A 13,740-nucleotide genomic window follows, 5' to 3' on the forward strand; every position below is an offset into this window, starting at 1 on the left:
TAAAACAGCGGATTATGAGTCCGCTGTTCTTTTATTAAGAGCTTCATTTAAAGTCTCAATTAAGGAAGTAATTTCTTTCTCTGATAAAGCAGCAAAGCCAAAACGGATACAATGATTGGTACATTCTTCCTGTTTAAACTTATGCTCTGTATCAATGTTAAATTCTTTTAATTTTATAAGCTGATCTTGAGTAAATGGTTTCTGGAATTTAACCCACAAAGCCATTCCCCCAGCGGGTGGCTGTATATGAACACTCTCTGCAAAAATTCGATGGAACTCAGCTAAGGCATGGTCACGGCGTAGTTGATATATTTTTTTCATTTTACGGATATGCCGCTTGATTTCACCTCGCTGCATTAAGTCCGCCAACGCAAGTTCAGTAATATTATTACCTTGTCGATCAATCAACAGAATATCTTCAGTAATGGATTGAATAATTGGTGACGATGCCACGATGTAACCCAAACGAATGCCAGGTGCAAAAACTTTAGACAATGAGCCAATATGAATGACTAATTCAGAATGAGGCAAACTAGCTAAGGGTGGCATAGGCCGACTGTCATAGTGGAATTCATGATCATAGTCATCTTCAATAATATAAAAGCCGTATTTTTTTGAAAGCTCTAAAAGCTGAAGACGGCGAAACATGGTCATGGTGACAGTTGTAGGATATTGATGATGCGGAGTTGTATAAATGGCAGCTACAGAATGCTCTTGTAAAATCCGTTCTAAATCTTCAATGACAATACCTTGTTCATCTAATTTAACAGAAACCACTTGAAAGCCATTTGACTGAAATGCTTTAAAAGCAGATGGATAATATAATTCCTCAACAACGATAACGCCCTGCCGATTAGGTAATGCTCGAGAGGCAAGAAAAATTCCCATCTGGCTACCACGTACAATACAAATCTCATCTTCGGCAACATTCATAAAACGTTCCATCGACAACATTTGTTGTAAAGCTTGCCTTAACTCAGCCATACCTCGTGGGTCACCATATCCCATATACTGGTTTTGAGTAATTTTAATCAGTGCATGCCGATAGGCCCGTGAAAATAATTCGTATGGAATCAGTCTCGGATCTGGCACCCCATCATTGTGTGGGCGTTGAATCACTTCTTGAATGATTGGTTTATCATTAACTTTTTTCTCAGATACTGGCTCTATTTGAAGCTGTTTTTCTGGCAAAACATCCGCCACAAATGTGCCTTTTCGGGGACGGGTCACAAGCCATCCTTGTGCTTCTAATTCTTCATAAACTGCTTGAACGGTTTTCCGATTAATTCCTAGTTCTTTTGACAGGCTACGAGACCCCGGCAGCATAGTCCCCTGCACTAAACGGCCACTTAAAATTTCCTGACTAATCAAGTTAGTCAGTTTTAGAAAAACCGTTTTTTCTTCTCTTTCATCGATACGGAAATGTATTTGCCAAGGTCTTAGCATATTCGCCCCATCTGGACCATATAACTTATAAAAACTGGATGTATTGATTCATCCAGTTGTTTTCTATTCTGCCTTCACCTACTTAATTTGGTCAACTGGACTGGAGAAGAGATGAAGACTGCTGCTGTAAACAAACAAGACCTGATGCAACACGCACAGCAAGACATGCAAAAGTGGATTAGCGACTCAGATTTAACTGACCGCCAAAAGCTTGCATTGACTTGCCGTATTTTATTTGACCATGGGCATGATGCTGGTTTAGCAGGTCAAATTACATGTCGTAGTGAAAATAAACATTCCTTTATTACCCAACGTTTCGGTTTAGGCTTTGATGAAATTACTGCCTCAAACTTGCTTGAGGTGAATCAAGATTTAGAACCCATCAATCAAGAAGGTATGGCAAACCCAGCCAACCGTTTTCACACATGGATTTATAAGGAACACCCAGAGGTGAACTGCATTATCCACACGCACCCTACCCACGTAGCTGCACTGTCGATGTTACAGATACCACTCATGATTTCCCAAATGGATGTCTGTGCACTTTATGAAGATTGCTCATTTGTAGGTCATTGGCCGGGTGTCCCTGTGGGTAATGAAGAAGGCATTTTGATTTCTTCTGCGCTGGGTAAAAACCGTGCCGTTTTGTTGTCTCACCATGGCCAACTGGTTACAGGAAAAACCATTGAAGAAGCATGCAACTTGGCGCTTTTAATTGAGCGTGCAGCTCAACTGCAACTACTAGCCATGTCTGCCGGACAAATCCAGCCCATCCCACATGCTTTAGCAACAGAAGCTCATGACTGGGTTTCTACCGATAAACGCAACAAAGTGAACTTTGCTTACTACGCACGTAAAGCTTTGAAAAAACATTCTGACTGTATTTAAAAAAGAGACTTCGACCATGAAACTAAACGGCATTATTGGCTACCCGGTTACCCCATTTTCTGATGACAACACCGTTAACCTTGTTGTTTTAAAGGAAATGCTAGATTTACTTATTAAAAATGGCTGCGACGCGATTGCGCCTTTAGGCAGTACAGGCGAAAGCGCTTATCTTGAATGGGATGAATGGTGCTTAGTCGCAAAAACTTCAATTGAAAGTATTAATAGACGCGTGCCTGTCATTATTGGAATTTCAGAGCTCACGACTGATCAAGCCATCAAAAAGGCGAAAATCGCACAAAGCTATGGTGCAGATGCACTTATGGTGATTCCTATATCTTATTGGAAGCTAACAGACCAAGAGATTTTTGAATATTATCAAGCGATTGCACAAGCAACGACTTTACCGATTATGATTTATAACAACCCTGCAACTAGTGGTGTTGATATGTCTCCTGAATTAATCGTGCGCATGTTTAACAACATTGCAAATATTACGATGGTGAAAGAAAGTAGCGGTGACATTCAGCGTATGCATAAAATTCAAGAACTCTCAAAAGGAGAACTTCCGTTTTATAACGGCTGTAACCCTCTAGCTTTAGAAGCTTTATGTGCTGGAGCAAGTGGTTGGTGTACAGCAGCGCCAAACTTATTAGGCCAAAGACCTCAACAGCTCATTAAACATGTAAAAAATGGTGAGTTAGAACAAGCTCAAAAGTCATTTTACCAACAACTTCCTCTACTACGCTTTATTGTAAATGGTGGCTTACCTAAAACGATTAAAGCAGGTTTGCAGCTAAAAGGTGTCTCTTCAGGTTCACCACGTAAGCCTCTGTCCAAAGCTGCGGATATTGAGCTTAACCAATTAAAACAGCTACTTTCTGAAATAGAAAACTAATAAAAAAGCGGGTTTATTTACCCGCTTTTTTTAAAACTCAAACTTAGAATGTTTTAGTTAAACTAAACACTAAACCTGTATCGTAAGGTTTTTTACCAGCATCAGTCATGCCAGAAGTGCTAATGTCTGTACCAACAACATCTAGCTCAGCGACAATACCTAAAATGTTATAGTTTACGCCGACTTTATAATCGATATAGCTATCGTCTTCACCTGGCCCACCTGCAACTACAAGTAAAGAATCTTTGTTTTTGAGTTTGTTATAACCAACTGAAGCAAGTCCAGTAAATCCTGTATCTGCAATTGGTGCTGAATAACCAACGTTGAAATACCAGAACTCGTCAGAGTGACCCCAGTAATCGTTAGAGTAGTTCACACCTACACTAAGTGCATCGCCTTTAAACAAAGAGTCTGCAAACGTTAATTTCCCGTAAAACTCAGTAAAGTCAAAACCAGTATCACCGTTGTATGGGTTAGTAAATTTTGAGTCAGAACCAATATAACCATAATGGATCACACCAACATCATAAGTCGGAGCCAATGTGTCTGACAGTTTTAAGGTGTTGGTATAACCTAACGAGATATCGGTTTCAGTTGAAACACCAGGTGTATTAAAGTCAACGCTTGAACCCCAAAGCGCAACATAAGCACCTGACTTATGAGAAAAAGTAAAACCACCTTGAATGGCTGGGTTATTTGATGATTGGGTCACACCGCGGAAGCGATAGTCTGTGGTCGCTGCCACACTACCAGTTGCCGTGATTCCGTAAAAAGATGGTGCATCTTCAGCCATAGCCATGGTTGAGCCTGCTGCAAAGATACTAAGGCTCAAGGCCTTAAGTGCAAATTTCATCATTTTGATCTCCCCCACAATGAATGCACGATTTATATGAATGAAACAAATTGTGTTGATTAAGCTTTAGCAATTGCTGTGCCAAGTACAAATTTGCTATCGATGCACTTCACTAATTTTGAGATCAAACTCACTTTGTTATAAAAATCCTGTTTAATTTTTATAAAAATATATCTATAAAAAACATAGTGATAAAATAAAATTCTTATACAAGAAAAAATACTTAACATACGAAAACCCCTTATCGGAAATTAATGTGCGAGGTGAGAAGTATTCATTTGATGTATGTAAACTCTCTATTTAAATCTAGAGTCGGGCTATAAAAAGTCCGTAAATTTTTTGAAGGCATTACTTGTAATGGTCTGTGAGTGAGCATTTCTACCAGTTAAAGTTCTTTATTCATTTCTAATTTAAAACTGATGAACCATTTTGGGTCTTTTTTAAGCAACAATATGGATAAAAAGAGTAATGCACAAAATACAAGCAATGTATTGCACTAAATTTGATCAACCCAAACATATTCTATTGACCAACTGTTAGTGATCTATTTTTGTACATTCCATTTTTAAAATAACGTTATATAGTAACAATTTAAAGAATACAAAAATAAAACTGAGTAAAAAAGAAACTTAAAATAAGATTAAAAAGTAAACATATCCAACAAAAAAGAGTAAAAAATGAACACAAGAATCAACTATTTTTTGATCTAAAAATAAAAAATAAATGGGAAAAATCCACTAAAAAATAAATTACTTTTTTTATTTTAAACAATATATTAAGTATAAAAGAGCAAGCACAAATTTAGCAAACAATCCCTAACACATTAATTAAATCCTGCATAGCATATATAAAATAAAATGAACAAAAATATATCTTTTTTATAGATTACTTATACAATTGATGGAAATCCTAGGCCCTGAACAATAACAAGGCACAGGATTTATCGTTTTTATGAGGTTCTTTAAATATGCTAAAAGCACAAAAACTTACATTAGCAGTTCTCATTTCTGCGGCAATAATTTCCTCAGCTCAGGCAAGCGAGCAAAGTGAGGCAAAAGGATTTGTTGAAGATGCGAACGGTTCTATTCTCTTCCGTACAGGTTACATCAGCCGTGACAAAAAAAATGGCGTAGATGACACCAGTTCATTTGCTCAAACAGCAATCGTAAATATTGAATCTGGCTTTACTCCTGGTATTGTTGGCTTCGGTGTTGGCGTTGTTGGTGATGGTTCATTTAAAATCGGCGAAAATAATAACGCTGGTAATAATATGATTCCACGCGAAACATTGAACGGTAAAGAAAACTCTGGTGATGCTTATGATCACTGGGCTCGTGGTGGTGGTAACGTAAAAGCGCGTTTCTCGAATACAACAGTACGTTACGGTACTCAAGTACTTGATTTACCTGTTCTGGCAAGTAACACTGCTCGTTTAGTGCCTGAGTATTTCACAGGTACATTGTTAACCAGCCATGAAATTAAAGATTTAGAAGTAATTGCTGGTAAATTCACTAAAAACCAATATTCTGACCAAGTTAATACCGACGGCCGTCGTCTTGATCGTGCAATTGTTTGGGGTGGTAAATACAAGTTTGATGATAATTTGAATGCATCTTACTATGGTTTAGATAGTAAAGATAAACTTGAACGTCACTACGTTAATGTAAACTATAAACAACCATTGGCGAATGACAGCTCATTAACTTATGATTTCAGTGGTTATCACACTAAGTTTGATGAAGGCGCTTCTACTTATTCACAAACTACTGATGACCTATCTAATCGTAAAAACAATATTTGGGCAATCTCTACAGCCTATAATACTGGTCCACACAACATCATGGTTGCTTACCAACAAAACAGTGGTAATGTCGGTTATGACTATGGGGAAAATGCTGACGGTGGCCAAAGTATTTATTTACCAAACTCTTACCTGTCTGACTTCATCGGTAACGATGAAAAATCTGCACAAATCCAATACAGTCTTGATTTTGGTAAGTTAGGTGTATTACCTGGTCTAAACTGGACGACTGCATTTGTATACGGTTGGGACATCAAAGTTAAAGGTTTAACTGATGATGCTGAAGAACGTGAATTCTTTAACCAAGTGAAATACACAGTTCAAAGTGGTTTCGCTAAAGATGCAAGTCTTCGTATTCGTAACTCATACTACCGTGCGAGTGATGCTTATCAAACCAATGCGTACATTGGCGATACCAATGAATGGCGTATCTTCCTTGATATTCCTGTGAAATTATTCTAATTCACAAATCTATCAAGCATAAAAAAAACCTACATCTGGCAACAGATGTAGGTTTTTTATTAAGCTCAGAATATCAATTGAGAAACTCTGAGCTTATAAATTAAAGCTTATTTAGCAGCTTCAATTGCTTTTAATACTTCTGCTTTAGCAACATCAGCACCTTCCCAACCACTAATTTTCACCCATTTGCCTGGTTCTAAATCTTTATAGTGACTGAAGAAATGCTCAACTTGGCTAATCAATAACGGAGGAAGATCTGTATATTCCTTCACGTCTTTGTAAAGTGGAGATAATTTTTCGTGTGGAACAGCGATTAATTTCGCATCAATACCACCGTCATCTTCCATGTTTAATTTGCCCACTGGACGGCAACGAATTACAGAACCAGCAGCAACAGGATGTGGAGTTACAACAAGTACGTCTAATGGGTCGCCATCTTCAGACAAAGTATTTGGAACATAGCCATAGTTCGCTGGATAGAACATTGCTGTACCCATGAAACGGTCTACAAACAATGCATCAGAATCTTTATCGATTTCATATTTAATTGGTGCTGCATTTGCAGGAATTTCAATGATGACATAGATGTCATTTGGCGCATCTTTACCTGCTGGGATAGTGCTGTAACTCATATCAATACTCTTTCGTTATGAAGTCAGATGTAAAATCCACTCGATTATAGCGTGGATATCATCAAAATGATGCCGATTATACAATGGGCCCACGCGAAAGTAGATATGAATGATGACAGAATGACACTCAAGTCAGTTTTATCGTGACCACTAATAAGAAGATTGGGCACAATATAGATAAGAACCAAACAATCGAACGTAAAGTTGCCCAGTTACTTAAATAGCAGATCCCATAGATAACTCTTAAAATAATATAAGCCCAACCTAATCTCAGAATGAAATATTCTGGAACAACCATATATTCAGCCATCAAAATAGCCGTTAAAAATAAAGGTAGGCTTTCAAAGCTATTTTGTTGTACAGCATTCGCTCGAGCGGCAAGGCCTGTTGTTTTAGCAAAAAAAGCTCTCGGATTTTGATTATCGACAGGCTGAAAACCACCTGTAAACTTTGCAATTACGGTAAATGCGTATGGCAGCAAACATGCCACTAAAATAATATAGATAATGCCGCTAATGCCCTGCATAGTGCCATCCATCACTGAAAATACTGTTGATCATGCTATCATAACATTGCATTTTTACCTGAAATTTTATGCAATCACTTGTCATCACTCATTAATAGGACCATGTATGCAACAACCTGATCAAAAAGAATTGTTTGACGTCTTAGACAAGCAAAAACAGAATCAACTTCAGGTAGATCGTATATTAAAAATCGTGCTTCCTATTGTCGCTTTTTTATTGAGTGTAATTTGTGCAAATCTGAATTGGCAATCGACGCTTGGTACCTTTGTCATATTAACAATTACTTTTATTGCAGTCGGTATTAAACGACTTACTTTGTGGCACTGGTTAATTGTGATTGCTCTATATTGCCTAGCAGATAATTATTTAAGTTATGGTCAGCTCGATTTAACTCATCTACGCTTACAACTTGGCACAATGCTTGTTTTTGTTGGAATGGTTGGAATTGGTCGCCCTTATATAGACCGCTGGTTTATGAAAAGCCATAAAATATAGAAACAAAAAAAGCGCCCTAAGGCGCTTTTTTATTAACTTATTAGGTTGGTTTACGTAAGTCTTTACGTAAAATTTTGCCTACATTTGATTTTGGTAATTCATCCATAAACTCAACATAACGAGGGCGTTTATAGCCTGTTAAGTTCTCTTTAGCAAAGTTCAAAACTTCTTCAGTCGTTAAGCTTTGATCTTTTTTCACGATAAAGAGTTTAGGCACTTCACCTGATTTTTCGTCTGGAACACCAATTGCAGCCACTTCCAATACTTTTGGATGTTTAGCAATAATTTCTTCAATTTCACTTGGATAAACGTTAAAGCCAGATACCAAAATCATATCTTTTTTACGGTCTACAATTTTAACGTATCCACGGCTGTCCATTACACCAATGTCACCTGTACGGAAGAAACCATCTGCTGTCATGACTTTAGCTGTTTCATCCGGACGGTTCCAATAGCCTTTCATGACTTGAGGACCACGAATTGAAATTTCACCTTGTTCTCCCAAAGCCACTTCATTACCGTCATCATCTAAAATAGCAACTTCTGTTAAAGGTAATGGAATACCAATTGTGCCGCTAAATTCGGTAGAAGCTGGTGGGTTCGCAGTCGCTACTGGAGAAGTCTCAGACAAGCCATAACCTTCGATAATGGTTGTACCAGTAATTTTCTTCCAAGCTTCTGCTGTAGAAGGTAAAACTGCCATACCACCACCCATCGCCATTTTTAAATTGCTATGGTCAAGTTGTTTGAATTCTTCATTATTCACTAAAGCATTAAATAATGTATTTACGGCTGGGAAGAATGATGGCTGATATTTACGTAATTCATTAATCACAGCTGGTAAATCACGTGGGTTCGGAATCAAGATATTTGCCTGACCTTTATACATACCGTACATTGCGCAAACCATGAACGCAAAAATATGATAAAGCGGTAATGCACAAACAATACGGTCGCCTTTAGCACCATCATTTGCACCAAATTTACTTTGGAAGATACCGTCACATTGTAAAAGGTTGGCAACCAAATTACGGTGAGTCAGTTCCGCACCTTTTGAAACACCTGTAGTACCACCCGTATATTGAAGCACCGCAGTATCACTTAAAGTTAAACTCGGGCGCTTATAATTACTCGGACTTTCTTTATTTAATGCTGTATTAAATTTAACGTACCCTGGAATATTCCAAGCGGGAATTTGCTTACGTACTTTACGCAATACAAAATTTACCAACGTACCTTTAAGTGTACCCAGCATATCTCCTACTGTGGCAACCACAACATGCTTCACAGGAGTTTTACCTAAAATGCTTTGATACACACTAGCGAAGTTTTCGATAATCACGAGTACTTCTGCACCTGAGTCATTTAACTGATGCTCGAGTTCACGTGCTGTATAAAGTGGATTAACATTCACTAAAACTAAGCCTGCACGTAACACTGCTAATGCAACTACAGGATACTGCAACACATTCGGCATCATCACTGCCACACGAGTTCCTTTTGCTAACCCCAAATTTTGCAAATAGGTCGCGAACTTACGACTTGCAAGTTCTAACTCGTTAAATGACATCGCTTTATCCATAAAGATAAAGGCATCACGAGAACCAAATTTTTGGAAATTACTCTCAAAAATATCAACAAGAGAGGTATTTTCCGCAGGCAATGCTACTGTTTCTGGAATCCCTGTTTTTTGGTATTCTGCAAACCAAATCTTTTCCATAATGCCATTATCTCCGATTCGTAATCCTTAGTAATAACTGTTATTCAATGCCCCAGCTATTCTTTAGCTTCTTGGTGCCAGAACATATTTAAAACTTATTGGCACATTCATGACACTTTCGAACAAGATTATGAGACAGAAGTTTTGACAATTTGACCCTGTCAAATTTTGTGTATGGAGTACAAATTACGTACTCCAAATTGCTGTCCTTTTAATCATTATTCCATACCAACAAGTTCAGTTCATTGCTTGAACATGTTGCCATATATAGCGTATTTATGTTGCCCGACGCTAGCTTTATCTCTGAATCAACAGTTTATTTGCTTTTTGATATCCACGTGGTAAGAGGTGACCTTTTGAAGCACGTTTACCCATGTATTTTTGTAGATCCTCACCTTTTAATTTTAGATGTTGTTGACCTGCAACCACCTGAATTATTTCATCTAAGTTCAAGGTTGTCATGGATAAAATCTGCTCTTTCGCTTCAAGTTGTATCAACTTATTACCTTTACCCTTATTTAAGTTTGGCAGTTCTGACAAATCAATAATTAAGAGTCGACCTGCAGAACTAAGCACAGCTAAATGTGTCATGTTTTGGGCAGGTATTAAGGGTAAAGCTGTTGATTTTTCAGGTACCGACAAGAAGCTTTTTCCTGCCTTGGCATTGGTATCTAACTGTTTGACTTGAGTTTTAAAACCATAACCTGATGAGCTGGCAGCAATAAGTTCCGACTCTTCATCATCTAAATAGACCTGAATAAACGATACTCCACTTGCAGGAGCAAGTTTTGAACTTAATGGCTCACCTAAACCTCTTGCTGATGGCAAGCTGCTAATAGGTAATGCGTAACTACGCCCTGTCTCATCAAGGAAATAAATTCGTTGATTGGTTTTACCCACCGCATGACTTAGATATTGGTCGCCAGCACGATAGTTTAAATTCTCTGCATCAACATCCGCACCTTTTGCAGCACGGATCCATCCAGCTTCAGATAAAACCACCGTTACTGCTTCAGCTGGCATTAAATCCTGTTCTTTAATTTGAACAGCTTCAGCACGCGCGACAATTGGAGAACGGCGTTCGTCACCAAACTTTTTCGCGTCTTCTTTTAATTCACCAATAATCAGGTTCTTTAAAGATTCTGGATTTTCTAATTGTTCACGAATAATGGCAGCTTTTGCAGCAAGCTCATCTTGTTCATGACGGATTTCCATCTCTTCAAGTTTTGCTAAATGACGTAACTTGAGTTCTAAAATTGCTTCTGCCTGTATTTCATCAATTTTGAAATGTTCCATCAATACAGGTTTAGGCTGATCTTCTTCACGAATAATACGAATCACTGTATCAATATCAAGATAAGCAATTAAAAGACCTGCCAAAATATGTAGGCGTTTTTCAATGCGGTTTAAATGATATTCTAAACGGCGAGTTACCGTTTTTTTGCGGATTTCAATCCACTCAAGCAAGATACGGCGAATCGATTTAACTTGAGGACGCCCGTCCTCACCAATCATGTTTAAATTAACACGGTAGCTTGATTCTAAATCGGTGGTCGCAAATAAGTGGCTCATCACCGCTTCCGCATCAATACGGTTAGAACGCAGTACAATCACAAGTCGTGTTGGGTTTTCATGATCCGACTCGTCACGCACATCCACCACTAATGGCAGCTTTTTGGCCTGCATTTGGTCGGCAATTTGAGTAATCACCTTAGAACCCGATACTTGATACGGCAATTCGGTAATCACGATTTCATTTTTTTCGATGGTATAAACCGCTCGCATGCGGTAACTGCCACGACCAGTCGTCTGGATTTTGAGTAATTCTTCTGGCGGCGTAATAATTTCAGCTTTTGTTGGTAAATCTGGCGCTGGAATATATTCAGCCAATTTTTCATCTGATGTTTGCGGGTTACGAATTAAGGCAATTGTTCCTTTAATCACTTCACGCAAATTATGTGGCGGAATATCGGTCGCCATACCCACCGCAATACCAGTTGTACCATTAAGTAGAATATTAGGAACTCGTGCTGGTAACGTAATTGGTTCTTTTAAAGAACCATCAAAGTTATCTTGCCATTCACTCGTGCCTTGTCCTAACTCACTTAGTAATAACTCACTGTAGGCAGAAAGTTTTGCCTCGGTATAACGCATCGCAGCAAACGATTTAGGGTCATCTGGTGAACCCCAGTTCCCTTGACCTTCAATTAAAGGATAGCGATAACTAAATGGCTGAGCCATTAGCACCATGGCTTCATAACATGCCGAATCACCATGCGGATGATATTTACCGAGTACGTCACCGACAGTACGGGCCGATTTTTTTGGCTTACCACTGCTTTTTAAGCCCAACTCGCTCATGGCGTAGACAATACGGCGCTGTACAGGTTTTAAGCCATCACTGATATGTGGCAATGCACGGTCCATGATGACGTACATGGCATAATTCAGGTAAGCCTGTTCAGTAAATTCGGCTACAGAGCGGTTTTCTGTCGCTTGATGCGCAAGGCTGGTCATAGTCAGCTTATCTTCCAAATCAGTCGTTATTTTAAGTGAGTCTTATGCTAAGTGGGCTATGTTACAGACACAAGAGGGACTCTGTCACCTGAGCGTCAAATTATGTCTCATCACTCTATATTTTTAGTTACTTGCTATAAAGTTAGACAAAACTAGAGTCCTATCGACTCTAGTCTTTTACCTTGGGTTTCTTCACCTAATATTAAAATTACAGCTGCGACCAAGAGTAAAACTATAGTGAACATCATAAAAACATGGCTAAACCCATTCTTGGAAACCATCATATGAGTGACGACGATCGGCGCCAAAATTCCGCCTAGACGGCCCATTGCAGATGCCCAGCCCGAACCAAAAGCGCGAATATTGGCTGGATATTGCTCTGGTGTATAGGTATATAGCACTCCCCATGCACCCAAATTAAAGAATGACATGAGACAGCCCCAAAACATAATGCTATTTACACTATCGGCTTGTCCAAAGAAATATGCAGATAAAGCACAAAAACCGATAAATGCAGCGAGTGTAATTTTTCTACCCCATCGCTCCACAAACCATGCTGCTGCCAAGTAGCCGGGTAGCTGCGCTAAAATCATCAACAAAACATATTCAAAAGATTTAACGATGTCATAGCCCTGTTTCACCAATAAGCTTGGTAGCCACGTAAAGATACCGTAGTAGGAATACACAATTCCAAACCAGATGAGCCAAAGCATTAAACTTCTGCGAGCAAATTGACCACTCCACAGTTGTTTAAAAGAGACTTTTTGTCGCATGGCAACAGGCACGACTTCAATATGGTGAACAATTTGAACACCTGCTTGAGCTTCTAATTTTTGAACTAATGCATGTGCTTCTTCAACACGTCCACGGTTAATCAGGTACGGTATCGATTCAGGGAGTTTTTTCCAAATCACTAAAATATAAATTAGTGGAAGGCCTCCCATAAGAAAGGCAATATGCCAACCAAATTTAGGAATAATAAAATAAGAAATGAGTGCCGCAACTAGCCAACCCAAACCCCAAAAACTTTCGAGTAGTACGATAAAACGACCACGTACATGTGCAGGTATATATTCACTCACCAATGTCACTGCAACAGGTAACTGTCCCCCAAGTCCAAGACCAACAATAAAGCGGAAAATTAATAACCACTTTAAGTCTGGAGCAAAAGCGCATAAGGCTGTCGCGATGCTATAGATCGCCATAGTCACTGCAAATATTGTCTTACGACCAAAGCGGTCTGCTAAAGCCCCTGAGCAAACAGCCCCAATAGCCATTCCTACAAAACCAATACTCACAATCCAACCGCTTTCGGCAGGTGTTAATGCCCAGTCTTTCACAAGCGTTGTCATGATAAAAGCAATGATTCCTGTGTCCATCGCATCAAACATCCAACCTAAACCAACCACCCACAATAATGTGTAGTGAAATTTGCCGATTGGAAGATTTTGTATACGTGAAATCAGGTCCATAGGAAAAACTCTACTGGAAAGAATAAGTGAGC

General features: G+C 38.8%; 12 protein-coding genes. 4 read left to right on the forward strand and 8 right to left on the reverse strand.

Going from position 1 to position 13,740, the window contains the following annotated elements; genetic code table 11:
- Positions 1-12: 12 nt before the first annotated feature.
- Positions 13-1,446 (reverse strand): MocR-like pyridoxine biosynthesis transcription factor PdxR, encoded by a 1,434-nt coding sequence (gene pdxR / locus HLV59_RS17400; RefSeq protein WP_171430451.1) that lies wholly within the window; start codon positions 1,444-1,446, stop codon positions 13-15.
- Positions 1,447-1,557: 111 nt separating this feature from the next.
- On the opposite strand from pdxR, the gene HLV59_RS17405 reads away from it, so the two are divergent.
- Both HLV59_RS17405 and HLV59_RS17410 read left to right on the forward strand, forming a co-directional pair.
- A complete protein-coding gene (locus tag HLV59_RS17405) occupies positions 1,558-2,334 on the forward strand; it encodes an aldolase (RefSeq protein WP_171430452.1) in 777 nt (258 codons plus the stop codon).
- A 16-nt stretch (positions 2,335-2,350) separates the two neighbouring features.
- The gene (locus tag HLV59_RS17410) at positions 2,351-3,229 is read left to right on the forward strand and encodes a dihydrodipicolinate synthase family protein (RefSeq protein ID WP_171430453.1); all 879 of its coding nucleotides are present in this window, start codon (positions 2,351-2,353) and stop codon (positions 3,227-3,229) included.
- 43 nt (positions 3,230-3,272) lie between these two features.
- Here HLV59_RS17410 and HLV59_RS17415 read toward each other — a convergent pair whose 3' ends face one another.
- Both HLV59_RS17415 and HLV59_RS17420 read right to left on the reverse strand, forming a co-directional pair.
- Positions 3,273-4,085, reverse strand: coding sequence for a TorF family putative porin (locus HLV59_RS17415; RefSeq protein ID WP_031947143.1), 813 nt, complete (start codon positions 4,083-4,085; stop codon positions 3,273-3,275).
- Positions 4,086-4,141: 56 nt separating this feature from the next.
- On the reverse strand, positions 4,142-4,312 hold the full coding sequence (locus HLV59_RS17420) for a hypothetical protein (RefSeq protein ID WP_151748503.1): 171 nt from the start codon (positions 4,310-4,312) through the stop codon (positions 4,142-4,144).
- A 737-nt stretch (positions 4,313-5,049) separates the two neighbouring features.
- Here HLV59_RS17420 and HLV59_RS17425 point away from each other — a divergent pair.
- Positions 5,050-6,345, forward strand: coding sequence for an OprD family outer membrane porin (locus HLV59_RS17425; RefSeq protein WP_062848681.1), 1,296 nt, complete (start codon positions 5,050-5,052; stop codon positions 6,343-6,345).
- Positions 6,346-6,452: 107 nt separating this feature from the next.
- On the opposite strand, the gene ppa is transcribed toward HLV59_RS17425, so the two are convergent.
- Both ppa and HLV59_RS17435 read right to left on the reverse strand, forming a co-directional pair.
- A complete protein-coding gene (gene ppa / locus HLV59_RS17430) occupies positions 6,453-6,977 on the reverse strand; it encodes an inorganic diphosphatase (RefSeq protein ID WP_171430454.1) in 525 nt (174 codons plus the stop codon).
- 127 nt (positions 6,978-7,104) lie between these two features.
- The gene (locus HLV59_RS17435) at positions 7,105-7,503 is read right to left on the reverse strand and encodes an MAPEG family protein (RefSeq protein ID WP_009392286.1); all 399 of its coding nucleotides are present in this window, start codon (positions 7,501-7,503) and stop codon (positions 7,105-7,107) included.
- A gap of 106 nt (positions 7,504-7,609) precedes the next feature.
- On the opposite strand from HLV59_RS17435, the gene HLV59_RS17440 reads away from it, so the two are divergent.
- Positions 7,610-7,999 (forward strand): hypothetical protein, encoded by a 390-nt coding sequence (locus HLV59_RS17440; RefSeq protein WP_016144086.1) that lies wholly within the window; start codon positions 7,610-7,612, stop codon positions 7,997-7,999.
- 40 nt (positions 8,000-8,039) lie between these two features.
- Here the strand turns inward: HLV59_RS17440 and HLV59_RS17445 are convergent, their stop codons facing one another.
- From HLV59_RS17445 to niaP, 3 genes are all read right to left on the reverse strand, one after another.
- Complete coding sequence (locus HLV59_RS17445) at positions 8,040-9,719, reverse strand: long-chain-fatty-acid--CoA ligase (protein ID WP_031947141.1); 1,680 nt, start codon at positions 9,717-9,719, stop codon at positions 8,040-8,042.
- A 297-nt stretch (positions 9,720-10,016) separates the two neighbouring features.
- Positions 10,017-12,236: a DNA topoisomerase IV subunit A gene (parC, locus tag HLV59_RS17450; RefSeq protein WP_031947139.1), complete on the reverse strand. Its 2,220-nt coding sequence runs from the start codon at positions 12,234-12,236 to the stop codon at positions 10,017-10,019.
- Between the two features lie 152 nt (positions 12,237-12,388).
- On the reverse strand, positions 12,389-13,708 hold the full coding sequence (niaP, locus tag HLV59_RS17455) for a niacin transporter NiaP (RefSeq protein ID WP_016144083.1): 1,320 nt from the start codon (positions 13,706-13,708) through the stop codon (positions 12,389-12,391).
- Between the last annotated feature and the right edge of the window lie 32 nt (positions 13,709-13,740).

Origin of the sequence: Acinetobacter lactucae, from assembly GCF_013122135.1 — a bacterium.
Classification (GTDB): domain Bacteria; phylum Pseudomonadota; class Gammaproteobacteria; order Pseudomonadales; family Moraxellaceae; genus Acinetobacter; species Acinetobacter lactucae.

What these genes read in the sequence shown, in the direction of transcription:
- pdxR (WP_171430451.1), bottom strand. Translation starts at nt 1,446, where the DNA reads ATGCTAAGACCTTGGCAAATACATTTCCGTATCGATGAAAGAGAAGAA.
- HLV59_RS17405 (WP_171430452.1), top strand. Translation starts at nt 1,558, where the DNA reads ATGAAGACTGCTGCTGTAAACAAACAAGACCTGATGCAACACGCACAG.
- HLV59_RS17410 (WP_171430453.1), top strand. Translation starts at nt 2,351, where the DNA reads ATGAAACTAAACGGCATTATTGGCTACCCGGTTACCCCATTTTCTGAT.
- HLV59_RS17415 (WP_031947143.1), bottom strand. Translation starts at nt 4,085, where the DNA reads ATGATGAAATTTGCACTTAAGGCCTTGAGCCTTAGTATCTTTGCAGCA.
- HLV59_RS17420 (WP_151748503.1), bottom strand. Translation starts at nt 4,312, where the DNA reads ATGTTAAGTATTTTTTCTTGTATAAGAATTTTATTTTATCACTATGTT.
- HLV59_RS17425 (WP_062848681.1), top strand. Translation starts at nt 5,050, where the DNA reads ATGCTAAAAGCACAAAAACTTACATTAGCAGTTCTCATTTCTGCGGCA.
- ppa (WP_171430454.1), bottom strand. Translation starts at nt 6,977, where the DNA reads ATGAGTTACAGCACTATCCCAGCAGGTAAAGATGCGCCAAATGACATC.
- HLV59_RS17435 (WP_009392286.1), bottom strand. Translation starts at nt 7,503, where the DNA reads ATGCAGGGCATTAGCGGCATTATCTATATTATTTTAGTGGCATGTTTG.
- HLV59_RS17440 (WP_016144086.1), top strand. Translation starts at nt 7,610, where the DNA reads ATGCAACAACCTGATCAAAAAGAATTGTTTGACGTCTTAGACAAGCAA.
- HLV59_RS17445 (WP_031947141.1), bottom strand. Translation starts at nt 9,719, where the DNA reads ATGGAAAAGATTTGGTTTGCAGAATACCAAAAAACAGGGATTCCAGAA.
- parC (WP_031947139.1), bottom strand. Translation starts at nt 12,236, where the DNA reads ATGACCAGCCTTGCGCATCAAGCGACAGAAAACCGCTCTGTAGCCGAA.
- niaP (WP_016144083.1), bottom strand. Translation starts at nt 13,708, where the DNA reads ATGGACCTGATTTCACGTATACAAAATCTTCCAATCGGCAAATTTCAC.